Genomic DNA, 17,766 nt, shown 5'->3' on the forward strand with positions numbered 1-17,766 from the left:
GGCGGACCCATGCAGCAGGACCTCATGTCCCGGGCCAGGACGTGGCTCGCGGAGGATCCCGACCCCGACACCCGTGACGAGCTGGCCGCGCTCGTCGACGCCGGGGACCTCGACGAGATCGCCGCGCGGTTCGCCGGAACGCTGCAGTTCGGTACGGCCGGACTGCGCGGTGAACTGGGGGCGGGGCCGATGCGGATGAACCGCGCCGTCGTCATCCGGGCCGCGGCCGGCCTCGCCGCGTACCTCAAGGCCGAGGGGCGCACGGACGGACTCGTCGTGATCGGGTACGACGCCCGTTACAAGTCCGCCGACTTCGCGCGCGACACCGCGGCCGTGATGACCGGCGCGGGCCTGCGCGCGGCCGTGCTCCCGCGCCCGCTGCCCACCCCCGTGCTCGCGTACGCCATCCGGCATCTGGGGGCCGTCGCGGGCGTCGAGGTGACCGCCAGCCACAACCCGCCGCGCGACAACGGCTACAAGGTCTACCTCGGCGACGGCTCGCAGATCGTCCCCCCGGCGGACGCCCGGATCGCCGCCGAGATCGCCGCGGTCGGCCCATTGGAGACCGTGCCGCGCCCCGACGGCGGCTGGGAGGTCCTCGGCGACGAGGTCCTGGACGCCTACCTGGCCCGTACGGACGCCGTGCTCGCCCCCGGATCCCCGCGTACCGCCCGGGTCGTGTACACGGCGATGCACGGGGTCGGCACGTCCGTGCTGACCGCCGCGTTCGCCCGCGCCGGGTTCCCGGAGCCGGTACTCGTCGCCGAACAGGCCGAGCCCGACCCGGCGTTCCCCACCGTCGGCTTCCCCAACCCGGAGGAGCCCGGTGCGATGGATCTCGCCTTCGCCACCGCGCGCCGGGCCGAACCCGATCTCGTCATCGCCAACGACCCGGACGCCGACCGCTGCGCCGTAGCCGTCCCGGACCCGGCGGCCGACGGCGGCTGGCGGATGCTGCGCGGCGACGAGGTCGGCGCACTGCTCGCCGCCCATCTGGTGGACCGGGGCGCGACGGGTGTGTTCGCCGAGTCGATCGTGTCGTCCTCGCTGCTCGGGAGGATCGCCGACGGGGCGGGCCTGGGGTACGAGGAGACGCTGACCGGTTTCAAGTGGATCGCCCGGGTGGGCGGACTGCGGTACGGGTACGAGGAGGCGCTCGGCTACTGCGTCGACCCGGCCGGCGTGCGCGACAAGGACGGCATCACGGCGGCGCTGCTCGTCGCCGAACTCGCCTCCGTGCTCAAGGAGCGGGGCCGTACGCTCCCGGATCTCCTCGACGATCTGGCGGTCGAACACGGACTGCACGCCACCGACCAGTTGTCGGTCCGGGTGCAGGACCTCTCGGTCATCGCCGATGCGATGTGGCGGCTGCGCGAGCATCCGCCCGCCTCGCTCGGCGGCCTCGACGTGGTCTCGGCCGAGGACCTGTCGCGGGGCAGCGCGCAGCTCCCGCCCACCGACGGGCTGCGCTACCGGCTCCGGGGCGCCCGGGTGATCGTCCGCCCCAGCGGCACCGAGCCGAAGCTGAAGTGCTACCTGGAGGTCGTGGTGCCGGTCGGTTCGGCGGACGGGCTGCCCGAGGCCCGCGCGGAAGGGGCCCGGCTGCTGGACGCGATCAAGCGGGACCTGGCGGCGGCGGCCGGTATCTGACGCCGGGGGCGACCGACTCCGGCCCGGGCCGGGATCCGGGCCGGGCCGGGATCCGGGCCGAGGTCCTACGGACGGCCGGAGCCCCGGGGTGTGGCACCGGACCAGAATCCCCGCGGCGGTCGGGCCCCGGCACGACGCCGGGCCCCGGCCGCGCCACTTCCTCGGACCGGACCGCTCCCCCGGCCGGGTCCCTCACCGCTCCTCCCGTCATGGCGCGTCCTGGCCGCCGGGGCGGGCGACGCCGACGCGCCGTCAAACTTCCCGAGGGCTGTCGCGTCGTCGTCGGGCACCCGCCCGGAGCGGCCGGACAGTCTCAGACACACCCGCAGTTGCTGCCGTACATGACGAACCAGGCGACCAGTCCCCCGACGACGGTGAACAGGACCACCCCCATCCGTCTCGCTCGCCCCGGTCCGGGGTGACGCCACACCGTGAACGCGGCGACGCCGCCGAACAGCAGCAGGGCCGCGGCCCCGAGCGCGAGTACGGGACTCACACTCCAGCCCCGGAGCAGAACTGCCCCGACTCCCAGCAGCAGAAGGCAGCTCAGCACCTGGAGGACGAGTTCGCCGACCGCCTCGTCGACGACCGCCTTGAGGAATCTCCCGACCCCCAGCCCGACGTCCTTGAGCCGGGTTCCGGCCCCTCGCGGGCTCCTGTGCTTCCGTCCGGACGGGTCCGTACCCGCGGCGGGCGCCGCCGTCCGGCCGCCCTGCTCCCCCTCCATGGCTCTCCCCCCAAGGCGCAAAAGCGTTACGGAGCATGCCTCACCGGGCACGTCCCGACAACGCGCGGGCGCCAACCGCTTGTCACATCCGGGGCTACCCGCCGTTCGACACGCCCGATATGACACGAATGATGAGCAAAAGTACGTTCAGTCACGGGCCGACCACTCGGTCGACCGCTCCCAGACAGGAGAAAGTGACATGGCCAGGCGTTCCACCATCATCACGGCCACCACCACCGTCGCCGTCGCCGCCGCAGCGGCGGCGGCCCTGGCGGCCAGCGGCACCGGTCTCCCCTCCACCGGCGCCGAGAAGCCCGAGACTCCCCCGGCCGCCCAAAAGGCGCCCGCCCCCGCTCCGGCCGCACCCGACAAGGCCGCCGCCGCGAAGGGCGACAAGGACGCCACCGGGGCGAACGGCGCCGAGAACAGGGGCGACGGACGGGGGAACGAGGGGGGAGGCGGCGGCGACCGGGCCCGGGGCGACGACGAGGGCGGAGGCCGTGACCGTGGCGACGACCGGGGCGACGACGAGGGCGGGGGCTACGGGAGGGGCGAGGACCGCGACGAGGGCCGGGGGCGCGGCAGAGGCGGGGACCGCGACGAGGAGCGGGGCGGTGGCGGACACGGCGGCGGGGGCCACGACCGGGGACGGCACCACGTGGGCCGCATCCACTTCAACGAGCGCACCTACCCGGCTTACCCCGATGGCTGCGTCACCGCCGCCAGCGGCCTCGGCTCCACGAGCTTCAACATCTTCAACGAGAGCCGGATGACCGTCGAGGTCTTCTCCGGGGCGACCTGCGACAACGGGGGCCCGATCGCCGTCGTCGGTCCCTACGGAGACACCTCGGGCGTGATCCCGCAGCGCGTCCAGGGAGGCGTGTCCGTGTTCAACGGCGTGGGCGCGAGCTTCCGGGTCATCAGACACGGTTACGGCGGCGGCTGGGACGAGTGGGACGACTGATCCGTCCCGCACACGACATGGGCCCGGACCGCCGGAATCGAGCCGGACCCCCTCCACACGAAGCCCACCCCCTCCGTTATTAGATAGACTGGTCTACCTAATAGCGGAGAGGGGCAGCATGTCCGACGCGAAGACCGCCGAGGCACGACCGGCACCCCGCAGGCGCGGGGCCGCGCGCGCACGGATCCTCGACGCCGCCGCCCGCCGGTTCTACGCCGACGGCGTGGCGGCGACGGGAATCGACACGATCACGGCCGAGGCCGGCGTGGCGAAGATGAGTCTCTACAACAACTTCGAGTCCAAGGCCGACCTGGTCCGCGCCTACCTCCAGGCCCGGCACGAGGAGTGGCTCGACCTCTACCGGCGGCGCCTGGCCGATGCGCAGGGCCCGCACGAGGCCGTCCTCGCCGTCTTCGACGCCTACGCCGACCACGCCCGGCTCGCCTATGAGCACGGGTTCCGTGGCTGCGGGCTGCTCAACGCCGCCGCCGAACTGCCTTCCGGCCACGAAGGCCGGACGGTGGTGCGCCGACACAAGGAAGAGGTGGAGGAGATCCTGGCCGGCCACCTCCGGGAACTGCTGCCCGGCCGGGAGGAGACGATCCGCGCCACGGCCGAGCATCTGGCATTCCTGCTCGAAGGCGCCATCGTGCGCGCGGGCCTCGAAGGGGACGGTGCGCGCGTGGAGCACGCCCGCGACCTGGCGGCGCGTCTGCTGGACGCCCTGTGACGCGCCCCGCCGGGCGTACCGCCGAAGCGCCGACCGGGACGGGAGCGGGCGTGCTCGCGGTGCTCGTGGCCTCGGTGCTGTGGGGCACCACCGGCACCGCGGCCACCTTCGCACCCCAGGTGGGGCCACTGGCGATCGGCGCCGCGGCGATGGGTCTGGGCGGGCTGCTCCAGGCGGCGGTGGCCGGGCGGAGCATCGGACGGGCCCGCACGGACCTCCGGGCGCGGTGGCGGACCGTGGTGGTCGGCGGGGCCGGGGTGGCGCTGTACCCGTTGGCGTTCTACACCTCCATGCGGCTCGCCGGTGTCGCGGTGGGCACGGTCGTCTCCATCGGCTCCGCCCCGCTGGCCTCCGCGCTGATCGAACGGATCGTCGACCGGCGGCGCCTGTCCCGGCGCTGGATGGCCGGTGCGGCGCTGGGGCTGGCCGGGACGGTGATGCTGTGCGCGGCCAAGGCGGTAGGGAGCGGTTCCGGCCCCGGCGCGGGGTCGGGCGTGCGGACCGTCGTCGGCGTGGGCCTCGGGCTGCTCGCGGGCGTGACGTACGCCGTGTACGCGTGGGCGGCGCACCGCCTCATCACGTGCGGCGTGCCGTCGCGCGCGGCCATGGGCTCGGTGTTCGGGCTGGGCGGGCTGATGCTCGTGCCCGTGCTGCTCGCCACCGGCGCCCCACTGGTCGCGTCCTGGGCGAACGCGGGTGTGGGCCTCTACATGGCGCTGGTACCGATGTTCACCGGGTACGTCCTGTTCGGCTTCGGTCTGGCCCGGGTCCCGGTCAGCACGGCGACCACCCTGTCCCTGTTGGAACCCGCCGTGGCGGCGGTGTTCGCGGTGCTGGTCGTGGGCGAGCACCTGCCCGCCCTCGGCTGGGCCGGGATCGTCCTCGTCATCGCCTGCCTCGGAGTGCTGACCGCCCCTTCGACGCATTCCGGGCGCCGCTCGGCCTGCGCCGGTGTGGCTTCCTCCCGGACGTCGACGGCGACGTGATACGCCGCCTCGTCGACCGGCGCGAGGCCCGTCACCGGGGGCCCGGACACCGTGCACTTCATCGGCGCCCGGGCAAAGAACGCATCTGACGGCGCCGGGCCCCGGCCCCGCTCACGGGGGGGCCGGCTTCGGCCCGGCTCAGCCGGTCGCGAGCAGCACGGCGAGCAGCACCGCGCCCACCACCGCCGGTGCGATCACCTCGTACGCCCACCGCACCGAGCCGGGGGCCCCAGGGGCCTCGGAGGAAACCTCCCTGTCCGCCTTGGCCCGCTCGGCGAGCTCCCGCAGCTCGGCCACGGTCCGGTCGGCCGTCGCCATCCGGGGCTTGGAGTCGCGGACATCGACGGTCGCCGACGTCCGTCCGGAGGGATCCGACGCCGAGTCCCGGGCCTGCTGCCGGGCCGCCTTCTTCCGCTGCCGCAACGACACCGGCACCGACCAGAGCTGGTACTTGGTCCCGTCCTCGGTGAACAGCTCGCTCGAATACCCGGCGCGCAGATCCGCGACCTCGGTCCACGGCAGAGTGATCGTCCGGAACGGGTTGCGGATCCGGATGCGCCGCTCGTTCACGAAGACGGCGGGCCGCAGGGAGAACGCGACGACGAGCGGTACCGCTGTGAGCAGCCCGGCCACCGTGAGCCAGGGAGTCCGGCCGTAGCCCCTGATCAGGGCGTCCCCGCCGAACCAGCACAGGAGCAGAAGCAGCAGGACACCGCCGGCGATCCCGGCGGACGACCGGAAGATCCGGTCGGCGTAGGTCGGCTCGGCGGGCGGTGTGGGGCTCGTCATGGGCCCGATTCTGCCTGACGCCCGCCGGAGGCGGTGGGGCGGCCGGGCCCCCACCACCGCGCAACCCCCTGCCGGAACCCGGCCCCACCACCACACAACCCCTGCCGGACCCCGGCCCCACCACCGCACACCCCTGGAGGAGCCCGCCCCCACCGCCGCGCGGAAGCCGGAGGACCTGACCCCCTGTACACGCCGCTACGCGCGTAGATATGCTCATCTGGTGACCATGCCCACCACAGCCCCCTCCCCCAGGCGCTCAACCGCGTTCGAGCAGGGAGGCACCCCGCTCTCCGACGCGACCGCGTCCGACAGTGCGCTGCGTCGCTTCCTGCACGGACTGCCCGGCGTCGACACCGTCGGCCTGGAAGCGCGCGCCGCGTCCCTCGGAACCCGTTCGATCAAGACGACGGCCAAGGCATACGCCATCGATCTGGCCATCTCGATGATCGACCTCACGACGCTGGAAGGCGCGGACACCCCGGGCAAGGTCCGGGCCCTCGCCGCCAAGGCCGTCCACCCCGACCCGACCGACCGCACCACCCCGCGCACCGCGGCGGTCTGCGTCTACCCCGACATGGTGGAGACCGCCGCCGCCGCGCTGGCCGGTTCCGGCGTGAACGTGGCGTCCGTGGCGACGGCCTTCCCCGCCGGGCGCGCCGCGCTCGACGTGAAGCTCGCGGACGTCCGCGAGGCCGTGGCCGCCGGGGCCGACGAGATCGACATGGTGATCGACCGGGGCGCGTTCCTCTCCGGCCGCTACCTCAAGGTGTACGAGGAGATCCTCGCCGTGAAGGCCGAGTGCGCGCGGGCCGACGGCCCCGACGCCCGGCTGAAGGTGATCTTCGAGACCGGCGAGCTGTCCACGTACGACAACATCCGCCGCGCCTCCTGGCTCGGCATGATGGCGGGCGCCGACTTCATCAAGACGTCGACCGGCAAGGTGGCGACCAACGCCACTCCCTCGAACACCCTGCTGATGCTGGAGGCGGTCCGCGACTTCCGGGAGCAGACCGGGGTGCAGGTTGGTGTGAAGCCCGCCGGCGGCATCCGCTCCTCCAAGGACGCGATCAAGTTCCTGGTGCTGGTGAACGAGACCGCGGGCGCGGACTGGCTGGACAACCACTGGTTCCGGTTCGGCGCCTCCAGCCTGCTGAACGATCTGCTGATGCAGCGTCAGAAGCTCAGCACCGGCCGTTACTCCGGCCCCGATTACGTGACGGTGGACTGATCCCCATGGCATCTACATCCTCATCCGCATCCGCGCCCGCGGTCACGCCCGCGTCCGCGTTCGCGTACGCGCCCGCTCCCGAGTCGCGGGCAGTCGTCGACATCGCGCCCTCGTACGGCCTGTTCATCGACGGCGAGTTCACCGAAGCGGCCGACGGCAGGGTCTTCAAGACGGTCTCGCCGAGCACCGAGGAGGTGCTCTCCGAGGTCGCGCGGGCCGGCTCCGAGGACGTCGACCGGGCCGTGAAGGCGGCCCGCAAGGCGTTCGAGAAGTGGTCGGCGCTGCCCGGTGCGGAGCGCGCCAAGTACCTCTTCCGGATCGCCCGGATCATCCAGGAGCGCAGCCGCGAGCTCGCCGTCCTCGAAACCCTCGACAACGGCAAGCCGATCAAGGAGACCCGGGACGCCGACCTGCCCCTGGTCGCGGCGCACTTCTTCTACTACGCGGGCTGGGCCGACAAGTTGGACCACGCCGGTTACGGCCCGGACCCCCGCCCGCTGGGCGTCGCGGGCCAGGTCATCCCGTGGAACTTCCCGCTGCTGATGCTGGCGTGGAAGATCGCCCCGGCGCTCGCCACCGGCAACACGGTCGTGCTGAAGCCCGCCGAGACGACCCCGCTGTCCGCGCTGTTCTTCGCGGACATCTGCCGCCAGGCGGGCCTGCCCAAGGGCGTCGTCAACATCCTCCCGGGGTACGGGGACGCGGGTGCCGCGCTCGTCGCCCACGAGGGCGTCGACAAGGTCGCGTTCACCGGTTCGACGGCGGTCGGCAAGGCCATCGCCCGCCAGGTCGCCGGTACGGACAAGAAGGTCACCCTCGAACTGGGCGGCAAGGGCGCCAACATCGTCTTCGACGACGCCCCGATCGACCAGGCCGTCGAGGGCATCGTCACCGGCATCTTCTTCAACCAGGGCCAGGTCTGCTGCGCGGGTTCGCGGCTGCTCGTCCAGGAGTCGGTCCAGGACGAAGTGCTGGACGCGCTCAAGCGACGGCTGTCCACGCTCCGGCTCGGTGACCCGCTGGACAAGAACACCGACATCGGCGCGATCAACTCCACCGAGCAGCTCGCCCGGATCACCGCGCTCGCCGACACGGGCGAGGCGGAGGGCGCCGAACGCTGGACGGCCCCCTGCGAACTCCCGGCCACCGGTTACTGGTTCGCGCCGACGCTGTTCACGAACGTCACCCAGGCGCACACCATCGCCCGCGACGAGATCTTCGGCCCGGTGCTGTCCGTGCTGACGTTCCGCACCCCCGACGAGGCGGTCGCCAAGGCGAACAACAGCCAGTACGGCCTGTCGGCGGGCATCTGGACGGAGAAGGGCTCCCGCATCCTCGCGGTGGCGAACAAGCTCCGGGCGGGCGTCGTCTGGGCCAACACGTTCAACAAGTTCGACCCGACCTCGCCGTTCGGCGGCTACAAGGAGTCGGGCTTCGGCCGCGAGGGCGGCCGTCACGGCCTGGAGGCGTACCTCGATGTCCGATAACCGTCCGAACCGCCTGAGCGTGTTCAAGACCTACAAGCTGTACGTCGGGGGCAAGTTCCCCCGCTCCGAGAGCGGCCGGGTGTACGAGGTGACGGCGAAGACATCAGCCGCTGACGCGGCGGGTAAGGGCACATGGCTGGCGAACGCCCCCCAGTCCTCCCGCAAGGACGCGCGCGACGCGGTCGTGGCCGCCCGCAAGGCGTTCGGCGGCTGGTCGGGCGCGACCGCGTACAACCGGGGCCAGGTCCTCTACCGCGTCGCGGAGATGCTGGAGGGCCGCCGGGACCAGTTCGTCCACGAAGTGGCGGACGCGGAGGGGCTGTCGAAGTCCAAGGCGGCGGCGGTCGTGGACGCGACGGTCGACCGCTGGGTCTGGTACGCGGGCTGGACCGACAAGATCGGCCAGGTCGTCGGCGGGGCGAACCCGGTCGCGGGCCCGTTCTTCAACCTGTCCACGCCCGAACCGACCGGGGTGGTCGCGGTCCTGGCGCCTCAGGAGTCCTCGTTCCTGGGTCTGGTCTCGGTGATCGCCCCGGTGATCGCGACCGGCAACACGGCGGTCGTCGTCGCCTCGGCGCGCGCCCCGCTGCCCGCCCTGTCGCTGGGCGAGGTACTGGCCACCTCCGACGTGCCGGGCGGCGTGGTGAACATCCTGTCCGGCAAGACCGCGGAGATCGCGACGCCGCTCGCCGCCCACCAGGACGTCAACGCCATCGACCTCACGGGGGCGGACCCGGCCCTGGCGAAGGAGCTGGAGATCGCGGCGGCGGACAACCTGAAGCGCGTGCTGCGTCCACAGCCTGTGGGCGAGGGCGGCGCCATCGACTGGACGGCCGCTCCGGGCACCCACCGGCTGACGGCCTTCCTGGAGACCAAGACGGTCTGGCACCCGACGGGCGCACTGGGCGTGTCGGGCTCCTCGTACTGAGCCGGATCCGGGCCCCGGCCGACCGGTCGGGGCCCGTCCCGGGCCTGCCACCACGGGCCCCGTCCTGCCCGGGACGGCGGCCGACACGGTCACGGGTTTCACCCTCCTGACACCGGGAAGATCATCCGGAAATACAGGAGGTTGTCACGATGTCGAGTCAGTTCGACGACCTGGCCCACATGTACGAGGAGTTCTCCGAGCTGCCGTTCCGTCGGCATCTGGAATTCCCGAGTGTCCTCTCCCTGATCGGCCCGGCCCCGGGCGCGCGCATCCTGGACCTGGGGTGCGGAAGCGGCGTCTACAGCCGTCGGCTGGCCGCGCTTCCCGGGGCCTCGGTCACCGGGCTCGACGAGTCCACCGGAATGATCGACTACGCCGTCCGCCGGGAGGAGCGGGAGCGGCTGGGGATCGACTATGTCGCGGGGACGTTGCCCGAGTCGGCCGAGGGCACATTCGATCTGGTCGTGGCCGTGTACGTGCCGCCGTACGCCACCCACTACGAGGAGCTCGTCGGTCTGTTCCGCGTGGCCTCCGACGCGCTGAAACCCGGCGGACGCTTCCTGACCCTGCCCCTGCACCCGGACTTCCACCCCGACCCGGACCACTACGCGCCGTACGGCTTCCGCCTGTACGCGGAAGGTCCGCGCGAGGACGGCGCCCCCGTCGGCCTCAATCTGCGCTTCGGCGGACACGACGCGCACGTCACCGCCCGCTGCTGGAGCATCCCGACGCTGGAACGGGCCCTTGCCGAGGCCGGTTTCACGGACATCGCATGGCGCGCGCACCGGCTGTCCGACGAGGCCGCGGACGATCCCGCGTTCTACCAGCCCTACCTGGACACGCCCCACGCCGCGATCATCGAAGCGGTCAAGAAGGCACCCACCCCCTGACTTCCGCGCGCATCCGCCCCGGCACTCCGGCAAGACGACGGCGGCCCGTTTCCCCGGATGTCGGGGGAAACGGGCCGCCGCCCGTACCGGTGCGCCCGCGCCGGCGTCAGCCGTTCAGGAGCTTCACCGCCTCGCTCACCGGCGGCAGGTCCTTCAGCGCGCCGCCGCTGGTCAGCGGATCGGTGACGACGCCCGTGGTGACCGGCTTGAAGTCGGCGATCTGGGTGCCGACGGTGTTGTTCAACGGGTCCGTTCCGGTGCCCGCCAGCGGGTCGAGCTGCAACTGTGTGACCGGCGTGATGCCGCTCCGGAGCGACTGCCCGACCGCCCCGGTCACCGCGCTGCCGGCCGCCTCGATGCCGGTGTCGGCACCCGTGGCGGGCACGAGGGGCAGCGGAGCCGCCTGGGCCGCCGCACCTCCCGCGCCCATCGCGGCGCCCACCGCGGTGATGGTCAGCCCCGCCCTCAACAGTGCGCGGCGCCGAGACTTCTCCAGTGCATGACGTGCCATGAGATCCCACCTGGTCGATATGGTCGAGTAATCAACTGAATGCGTAGCGTAGTTGAGATGGGATGCTCGATACCAACACGACGACCGGGTGATCCCCTGCGCGGGTCAATGCTTCACACTCATGTGCTGTGACTTCCCAACCGATCCCGACCCGTGTCGTGCTGCTCGCCGGTCCCTCCGGCTCCGGCAAGTCCCATCTCGCCGCCCGCTCGGACCTGCCGGTGCTGCGCCTGGACGACTTCTACAAGGAGGGCGACGACCCCACGCTGCCGCTCGTCCCGGGCAGTACGGACATCGACTGGGACTCCGCACGGTCCTGGGACGCCGACGCGGCGGTCGCGGCGATCACTCAGCTGTGCCGTACCGGGCACACGGAGGTCCCGGTGTACGACATCTCCACGAGCTCCTGCGTCGGCCACGAGACCCTCCACATCGACCGCACACCACTGTTCGTGGCCGAGGGGATCTTCGCGGCGGACATAGTCGGACGGTGCCAGGAACTGGGTGTACTCGCGGACGCACTGTGCCTGCGCGGCCGTCCGACGACGACATTCCGCCGTCGGCTGGTACGGGACCTGCGCGAGGGCCGCAAGTCGGTGCCGTTCCTGCTGCGGCGCGGCTGGCGGCTGATGCGGGCGGAACGGCGGATCGTGGCCCGTCAGACGGCCCTGGGCGCGCATCCGTGCGGCAAGAAGGAGGCGCTGGGGCGGCTGGCCGCAGCGGCGGCGGGCCGGTGCCGACGCGCACCGGTGGGGATGCCCGTTCCGGAGTAGGGCGGGCTCGCGGGGTGAGCCGGGGCGAATCGCCGCCGTCGCGCACTACTGCCCGGCCCGGGTGGCCACGGTGTGCACGGGCCCCGGGCCGGTCCAGCCCGGGTTCGTCAGGACCTCGCGGCTGTGCCGCAGCCGAAGGTCTTCGTCGCGGACTTCACGAACGGCTCGAAGTACGTGCTCCGCGCCGGAAGATCCGAGTGGCGCTTCCTCGCTTCCAAGTACTGCAGTCCTGAATCGACCGCCAGATAGAGATCGCCCTGAGCACAGGGCAGAACCATCCGTTGCGGATCGACGACATCGGCCTCCCGACCGTCCGGCGCCTCACCCTTTGTCGTGCCCGGCGACTTCTTCACAGCGGCGATGACCAGCGGATCCCGGGACGCCGTGTACGTCATGAACCCATATGCAACTTGCCCTTCAGTTCCGTGAACTGGGAGTGCGCGTCCGGTAGCAGCGAGGCGATCGCCTTCGCCTCGGCCTGGGCGGCCTTGTACTCGTTGAGCGTGACGTCGAACATCGCGTTGGCGGCGGTGGAGCTCAGACCGAGCCAGGTCTGCCCCATGGTGATGCCGTGGACGCCCCTGTCGTACTCCACCCCTGGCCGTCCTTGGCGGCGAGGGGGCGAACGTTGCCTGACGCGGCACTGGCAAGCGCCTTCTTCCGCACGGCGGCGCGGCGATGCGTGAAGGAGGGGACGCCGGGAGGGATGCGGGCCCGGCCGGACTGGGGAACGCGCAGTACCTCGCACCGCGCGCGAAGCCCCCCGCTGGCCGGCCGTCATCCTCGCGCCCGGCACACCTGCCGCGCACACACCAGCGGGGGCGGACAGGCCCCCCAGCCCGTCCGCCCCCGCGGCATTCCCCTGATTCCCCTGTTCCCCCGTACTCCGCCGCCTCCCCCGAAGCAGCGTCCCCCGTATCCCCCCGCCCTTCAGGCCACCAGCTCGCCGAAGGACTCCTCCCGGTCACGGCCGAAGCTGAGGACCTCGTCCTCGCGCAGCCGGCGGAGCGACCGCCAGATGCTGGACTTCACCGTGCCGACGCTGATGTCGAGTATCGACGCGATCTCCGGGTCGGTGCGGCCCTCGTAGTAACGCAGGACCAGCATCGTGCGCTGGAGTTCGGGCAGCCGGGCCAGCGCCTGCCAGAGCACGGTGCGCAGCTCCGTGCCGCGCATCGCGTCCGTGTCGCCGGGCGTCTCCGGCAGTTCCTCGGTCGGGTACTCGTTGAGCTTGCGCCTGCGCCAGGCGCTGATGTGCAGGTTGGTCATGGTGCGGCGCAGATAGCCGCCGACCGCCGCCTTGTCGGTGATCCGGTCCCACGCCCGGTACGTCGAGAAGAGGGCGCTCTGCAGCAGGTCCTCGGCCTCGAACCGGTCACCGGTCAGGTGGTAGGCGGTCGCGTACAGGGAGGCGCGGCGCTCCCGGACGTAGGCCGTGAACGCCGTGTCGGCGTCCTCGACCCGTGCCGGTGCCCTTTGCTCCCCCATGGCCTCCCCGTACGCGGTTTCCCCGTGTTCCCCCCTGCGGCTTCCCCCGTGTCCCCCGTGTCCCCCCACGGGCGCGTCGACCACCGCCATCCAGGGCCTGCGGCCCTGCTCGGCGGACGCGGACGACGACGTGTGCGCACGCCCGGCACCCCGGGCGTACCCCCGTGCTCCCCCGTGTTCCCGGCCCCGTTCGAGCAGGGCGGTCCCCGCTCCGGCACCGGACTTCTCGGCACTCCGGCCGACATCATGGAGACGCGTGACGACTGCGCTTGCGGTGATGCTGTGAGCTGTGTTCATCTTGCGCCCCCCTCGGTGGAGTCCCGCCGTTCCGTGTGCCAATGAGCTTGCCGGGGCAGTTTCATCACGCTGTCCCCCGACTGTCACAGCCCTGTCACAGGGCCTGTCGTCGCCGCGCGGCCCGCGCCACGGGTGTACGTGTGGGCGCCTGCGGTCGAACTGAGGCTCCACCATGGGTCAGAATGACCAGCGTGCCTTTCCTGTTGCTGATCGAGGACGACGATTCCATCCGCACGGCCCTCGAACTCTCGCTGTCACGCCAGGGCCACCGTGTGGCCACCGCGGCGACGGGAGAGGACGGCCTGAAGCTGCTGCGCGAGCAGCGGCCGGATCTGATCGTGCTGGACGTGATGCTGCCCGGCATCGACGGTTTCGAGGTGTGCCGGCGCATCCGGCGCACCGACCAGTTGCCGATCATCCTGCTGACGGCGCGCAGCGACGACATCGACGTGGTGGTCGGGCTGGAGTCCGGTGCCGACGACTACGTGGTCAAGCCGGTGCAGGGCCGGGTGCTCGACGCCCGTATCCGGGCGGTGCTGCGCCGCGGTGAGCGCGAGTCCACCGACTCCGCGGCCTTCGGGAACGTGGTGATCGACCGTTCCGCGATGACCGTGACGAAGAACGGCGAGGACCTCCAGCTCACGCCGACCGAGCTGCGGCTGCTGCTGGAGCTGAGCCGCCGGCCCGGCCAGGCGCTGTCGCGGCAGCAGCTGTTGCGGCTGGTCTGGGAGCACGACTACCTGGGCGACTCCCGGCTGGTGGACGCCTGTGTGCAGCGGCTGCGCGCCAAGGTGGAGGACGTGCCGTCGTCGCCGACCCTGATCCGCACCGTTCGGGGTGTGGGCTACCGGCTGGACGCGCCTCAGTGAGCGGTGTCGCCGAACGGAGCCTGCTCGCCGGGCTCCGCTGGACGAGCCTGCGCCTGCGCCTCGTCGTCGTGTTCGGGCTGGTGGCGCTGACCGCCGCGGTGTCCGCCTCGGGCATCGCGTACTGGCTGAACCGCGAGGCGGTGCTGACGCGTACCCAGGACGCCGCGCTCGGGGACTTCCGGCAGGAGATGCAGAACCGGGCGGCGGCGCTGCCGCTGCGGCCGACCAAGGACGATCTGCAGAACGCCGCCGTGCAGATGGCCAACAGCTCGCCGGGCTACAGCGTGCTGCTGGTCGACGAGCGCGACGTCGGCAAGCCGATCGTCGGCAACTCCGACCTGGACACCTTCACTCTGGACCATGTGCCGAGGGCGCTGCAGAAGGCGGTCATGGGGAAGCAACGGGTGGGGGCGGACGACTCGTACGAGTACCACCTGTTCTGGCAGCGGACCAGCATCCGCGGCACGCCGTACCTGGTGGGCGGTACGAGGATCACCGGTGGCGGCCCGACCGGTTACATGCTGAAGTCCCTGGACCAGGAGCGGCAGGACCTGAACTCCCTCGCCTGGTCGCTGGGGATCGCCACCGCGCTCGCCCTGATCGGTTCGGCCCTGCTGGCCCAGGCCGCGGCGACGACCGTGCTGCGGCCCGTGCAGCGGCTCGGCGACGCCGCGCGCAAGCTCGGCGAGGGCAAGCTCGACACCCGGCTCGTGGTGTCCGGCACCGACGAACTCGCAGACCTGTCCCGTACGTTCAACAGGACCGCCAGCTCCCTGGAGAAGCGGGTCGCGGACATGAGCGCCCGGGAGGAAGCCAGCCGGCGGTTCGTCGCCGACATGTCGCACGAACTGCGCACCCCGCTCACCGCGCTGACCGCCGTCACCGAGGTGCTGGAGGACGAGGCGGACAATCTCGACCCGATGATCGCCCCCGCCGTGAACCTGGTGGTGAGTGAGACCCGGCGCCTCCACGACCTGGTGGAGAACCTGATGGAGGTGACCCGCTTCGACGCGGGCACGGCCCGGCTGGTGCTCGACACGGTCGACGTCGCGGACCAGGTCACCGCCTGCATCGACGCCCGTGCCTGGCTGGACGCGGTGGATCTGGACGCCGAGCGCGGCAACATGGCCCGCCTCGATCCGCGCCGGCTCGACGTGATCCTGGCGAACCTGATCGGCAACGCGCTCAAGCACGGCGGCTCGCCGGTACGGGTCGCGGTGCGGACCGAGGGCGACGAACTCGTCATCGAGGTCCGCGACCACGGCCCCGGCATCCCCGAGGGCGTCCTGCCGCATGTCTTCGACCGCTTCTACAAGGCCAGCGCCTCGCGCCCGCGCTCGGAGGGCAGCGGTCTGGGCCTGTCGATCGCGATGGAGAACGCACACATCCACGGCGGTGACATCACGGCCGTGAACTCACCGGACGGCGACGGCGCGGTGTTCACATTGCGGCTGCCGCGCGACGCCGAATCGCTCACCCGTGCCCGGCCCGAGGAGGCCGAAGGCGCCGACGGTGAGCAGGACGCGAGCCGCCGGGAAGAGGCGGGCCGCCGGGACAGGGCAGGCCAGGACGAGGCGGGCCGACGGGACGACGGGAAGCGCCGGGACGAGGAGGACGACGCGACGTGATGGGCAGCAACCACCGGGCACGCCGGTCGGGGGCGGCGCTGGCCGGTGTCGCGCTCACGGCCGTGCTGGCCGCGGGCTGCGGGATCCGGACCACGTCCGTGCCGGTGGACGCCGGGGCGGCGCCGTCCCGCGTCCCGTGCTCGTTGCCCGCGGAGGACGTGAGCGCGCAGGCCCACCAGGGCATACCCGTGCAGATCTATCTGGTCTGCTCCTCGCAACTGGCCACGGTGGACCGCACCGTACGGACCGATGAGACGGCCGCCGACCGGATCCGGGTCGCACAGGTGCTCCTGGAGGAGCTGCAGCGAAGACCGTCCGCGGACGAGCGGCAGGCCGGATTCTCCACGGCCGTACCGGAGAAGCTGCGGATAGGCGCGGCACGCGTCGACGACCCCCGGGGCACGCTGAGACTCAATGACCAGCCGGAGGACCTGTCGGCCGAGGCGCTGGCACAGATCGTGTGCACGTACGCGGAGAGCACGACGCTCGCACCGGGCGGCACGGTGGTCCTGGGAGGCCCCGGGAAGTATCCGGCGCGCGGCTATCTCTGCACCTCGGAGACGAAGACCAGACCGCAGACGGCGGCGCTGCCGACCCGGACGGATCCGGGGCCGGACACGGACTCGGACTCGGAGACCGGCACGGGAACGGGCACGGAGATGGGGACGGGCGGCTGAACCGAGGCCGCACAGTCCCCTGCCGGGCAGGCGGAACCGATCCCGCCGCCCGGCGCGTCTAGGGGTGCGTGCGTCAAGGTTCGGACAGCCAAACTGTCATCCGTTTCCGCGCGGCCGGCATCCTTCTCCTCCTCGCGCATCTGCTGTTCGTCGGGTGGCTGACCCTGCGTCCGCTCGATGTGCCCTGGATGACCGCCTCGAATCTGCAACCGCTCGCCGGGATCAGAGCCGATCTCGCGCTCGGCCCGGTCGAGGCCACCCGCCGGATCGGCGGGGAACTGCTGCTGCTCGCCCCGCTCGGCGTCCTGCTGCCCATGGCCGGGGGGCGGCTGTTCGTCTCCCCGTGGGCCTCGATGGCCCGTACCGTCGCCGCCGCGGCGCTGATCTCGCTGGGCATCGCACTGGCGCAGACCGGGGTGCCGGGGCAGCGGGTCGACGTGGACTCGCTGCTGCTGAACACCGTCGGTGTGGCGCTCGCCCATCTGCTGGTCGTGCCCATGTGCCGGGCGCGGCTGCGCCGCAGGAAGCGGCGGAGGACCGGGCCCGCCCCCCGCCCGGCGGACGAGAAGGCTCAGGGCTCGACCCCGACGATTCCCAGGGTCGGGATAGCCCCGTAGAGCGACGCCCCGCCCCCGTGCGTCGGGCGACGATGAACCCATCGGGAGTACGACGGAGATGCTTCCCGGCAACGGTTCGCGAAGGAGCCCACCATGGCCGCACTTGCCCGCCCTCAAGACGGACGCATGCTCGGCGGAGTGTGCGCTGCGCTGGCACGGCGCTTCGGCACCTCCGCGGGGACCATGCGCGTGATCTTCCTGCTCTCCTGCCTGCTGCCGGGGCCGCAGTGCCTGCTCTACCTGGCTCTGTGGGTGCTGATCCCGTCCGAGAAGACGTCGGCCACCGCCTGGTGACCCCGGAGCGCAACCCCGCGGAAAGCCCCTGTGAACCGGCGACCCCGCGCGACGACTCCGTGGAATGACCCTGTGGACCGGCCCCGCGGGAACGGCTCTGTGGGCCGGCCCTGTGATGATCCCGCGACGACTCCGCGGAACGACCCCCGTGACCACGCCGCGGGAGGCTCCCGCGGAACGACCGCGCAGCGCGTACGACACGCCTGTGGGGCGGGCACTCCCTGGTCCGGGAG

At 72.1% G+C, this 17,766-nt stretch carries 19 protein-coding genes and 1 pseudogene; 14 read left to right on the plus strand and 6 right to left on the minus strand.

Annotation, left to right across the window (positions count from 1 at the left end; all coding sequences use genetic code 11):
* Positions 1 to 9: 9 nt before the first annotated feature.
* Positions 10 to 1,650, plus strand: a complete 1,641-nt coding sequence (locus ACIHCL_RS24505) for a phospho-sugar mutase (protein WP_399864762.1) — start codon at positions 10 to 12, stop codon at positions 1,648 to 1,650.
* Positions 1,651 to 1,963: 313 nt separating this feature from the next.
* Here ACIHCL_RS24505 and ACIHCL_RS24510 read toward each other — a convergent pair whose 3' ends face one another.
* Entirely contained in the window at positions 1,964 to 2,377 is a 414-nt protein-coding gene (locus ACIHCL_RS24510) for a hypothetical protein (protein ID WP_399864764.1), read from the minus strand.
* Positions 2,378 to 2,576: 199 nt separating this feature from the next.
* On the opposite strand from ACIHCL_RS24510, the gene ACIHCL_RS24515 reads away from it, so the two are divergent.
* The 3 genes from ACIHCL_RS24515 to ACIHCL_RS24525 all read left to right on the plus strand — a co-directional run bounded on the left by ACIHCL_RS24515 (position 2,577) and on the right by ACIHCL_RS24525 (position 5,057).
* A complete protein-coding gene (locus tag ACIHCL_RS24515; protein WP_399864765.1) occupies positions 2,577 to 3,341 on the plus strand; it encodes a hypothetical protein in 765 nt (254 codons plus the stop codon).
* 118 nt (positions 3,342 to 3,459) lie between these two features.
* A complete protein-coding gene (locus tag ACIHCL_RS24520; protein ID WP_399864766.1) occupies positions 3,460 to 4,071 on the plus strand; it encodes a TetR/AcrR family transcriptional regulator in 612 nt (203 codons plus the stop codon).
* Positions 4,068 to 5,057 carry a DMT family transporter gene (locus ACIHCL_RS24525; protein ID WP_399864768.1) on the plus strand — a complete coding sequence of 330 codons (990 nt, stop codon included), beginning with the start codon at positions 4,068 to 4,070 and terminating at the stop codon, positions 5,055 to 5,057. The genes ACIHCL_RS24520 and ACIHCL_RS24525 overlap by 4 nt, the downstream gene beginning before the upstream one ends.
* Before the next feature lie 138 nt (positions 5,058 to 5,195).
* On the opposite strand, the gene ACIHCL_RS24530 is transcribed toward ACIHCL_RS24525, so the two are convergent.
* Positions 5,196 to 5,846: a PH domain-containing protein gene (locus ACIHCL_RS24530; protein ID WP_399864770.1), complete on the minus strand. Its 651-nt coding sequence runs from the start codon at positions 5,844 to 5,846 to the stop codon at positions 5,196 to 5,198.
* Between the two features lie 226 nt (positions 5,847 to 6,072).
* Here ACIHCL_RS24530 and deoC point away from each other — a divergent pair, with 226 nt between their 5' ends.
* From deoC to ACIHCL_RS24550, 4 genes are all read left to right on the plus strand, one after another.
* Positions 6,073 to 7,074 carry a deoxyribose-phosphate aldolase gene (deoC, locus tag ACIHCL_RS24535; protein WP_399864858.1) on the plus strand — a complete coding sequence of 334 codons (1,002 nt, stop codon included), beginning with the start codon at positions 6,073 to 6,075 and terminating at the stop codon, positions 7,072 to 7,074.
* 5 nt (positions 7,075 to 7,079) lie between these two features.
* On the plus strand, positions 7,080 to 8,561 hold the full coding sequence (locus ACIHCL_RS24540) for an aldehyde dehydrogenase family protein (RefSeq protein WP_399864772.1): 1,482 nt from the start codon (positions 7,080 to 7,082) through the stop codon (positions 8,559 to 8,561).
* Positions 8,551 to 9,489, plus strand: coding sequence for an aldehyde dehydrogenase family protein (locus tag ACIHCL_RS24545; protein WP_399864773.1), 939 nt, complete (start codon positions 8,551 to 8,553; stop codon positions 9,487 to 9,489). Before ACIHCL_RS24540 ends, ACIHCL_RS24545 begins: the two co-directional genes overlap by 11 nt.
* Positions 9,490 to 9,638: 149 nt before the next feature.
* On the plus strand, positions 9,639 to 10,379 hold the full coding sequence (locus ACIHCL_RS24550; protein ID WP_399864775.1) for a class I SAM-dependent methyltransferase: 741 nt from the start codon (positions 9,639 to 9,641) through the stop codon (positions 10,377 to 10,379).
* Between the two features lie 106 nt (positions 10,380 to 10,485).
* Here the strand turns inward: ACIHCL_RS24550 and ACIHCL_RS24555 are convergent, their stop codons facing one another.
* Positions 10,486 to 10,890, minus strand: coding sequence for a hypothetical protein (locus tag ACIHCL_RS24555; protein ID WP_399864776.1), 405 nt, complete (start codon positions 10,888 to 10,890; stop codon positions 10,486 to 10,488).
* Positions 10,891 to 11,018: 128 nt separating this feature from the next.
* Here ACIHCL_RS24555 and ACIHCL_RS24560 point away from each other — a divergent pair, with 128 nt between their 5' ends.
* Entirely contained in the window at positions 11,019 to 11,663 is a 645-nt protein-coding gene (locus ACIHCL_RS24560) for a uridine kinase (protein ID WP_399864778.1), read from the plus strand.
* A gap of 107 nt (positions 11,664 to 11,770) precedes the next feature.
* Here ACIHCL_RS24560 and ACIHCL_RS24565 read toward each other — a convergent pair whose 3' ends face one another.
* From ACIHCL_RS24565 to ACIHCL_RS24575, 3 genes and pseudogenes are all read right to left on the minus strand, one after another.
* Positions 11,771 to 12,058, minus strand: coding sequence for a hypothetical protein (locus ACIHCL_RS24565; RefSeq protein WP_399864780.1), 288 nt, complete (start codon positions 12,056 to 12,058; stop codon positions 11,771 to 11,773).
* Between the two features lie 11 nt (positions 12,059 to 12,069).
* A pseudogene (locus tag ACIHCL_RS24570) lies at positions 12,070 to 12,252 on the minus strand (hypothetical protein); the annotation flags it as partial.
* A gap of 341 nt (positions 12,253 to 12,593) precedes the next feature.
* Entirely contained in the window at positions 12,594 to 13,448 is an 855-nt protein-coding gene (locus ACIHCL_RS24575) for a SigE family RNA polymerase sigma factor (RefSeq protein ID WP_399864782.1), read from the minus strand.
* 191 nt (positions 13,449 to 13,639) lie between these two features.
* On the opposite strand from ACIHCL_RS24575, the gene afsQ1 reads away from it, so the two are divergent.
* From afsQ1 to ACIHCL_RS24600, 5 genes are all read left to right on the plus strand, one after another.
* Positions 13,640 to 14,317, plus strand: coding sequence for a two-component system response regulator AfsQ1 (gene afsQ1, locus ACIHCL_RS24580; protein ID WP_399864859.1), 678 nt, complete (start codon positions 13,640 to 13,642; stop codon positions 14,315 to 14,317).
* Positions 14,314 to 15,945: an ATP-binding protein gene (locus tag ACIHCL_RS24585; RefSeq protein WP_399864783.1), complete on the plus strand. Its 1,632-nt coding sequence runs from the start codon at positions 14,314 to 14,316 to the stop codon at positions 15,943 to 15,945. The genes afsQ1 and ACIHCL_RS24585 overlap by 4 nt, the downstream gene beginning before the upstream one ends.
* Positions 15,945 to 16,622 (plus strand): GerMN domain-containing protein, encoded by a 678-nt coding sequence (locus ACIHCL_RS24590; protein WP_399864784.1) that lies wholly within the window; start codon positions 15,945 to 15,947, stop codon positions 16,620 to 16,622. Before ACIHCL_RS24585 ends, ACIHCL_RS24590 begins: the two co-directional genes overlap by 1 nt.
* A 68-nt stretch (positions 16,623 to 16,690) precedes the next feature.
* On the plus strand, positions 16,691 to 17,239 hold the full coding sequence (locus tag ACIHCL_RS24595) for a VanZ family protein (RefSeq protein ID WP_399864785.1): 549 nt from the start codon (positions 16,691 to 16,693) through the stop codon (positions 17,237 to 17,239).
* Between the two features lie 93 nt (positions 17,240 to 17,332).
* Positions 17,333 to 17,533, plus strand: a complete 201-nt coding sequence (locus tag ACIHCL_RS24600; RefSeq protein ID WP_399864786.1) for a PspC domain-containing protein — start codon at positions 17,333 to 17,335, stop codon at positions 17,531 to 17,533.
* The last annotated feature ends 233 nt before the right edge of the window (positions 17,534 to 17,766 follow it).

Source organism: Streptomyces sp. NPDC052042 (assembly GCF_044548345.1).
Lineage (GTDB): Bacteria > Actinomycetota > Actinomycetes > Streptomycetales > Streptomycetaceae > Streptomyces.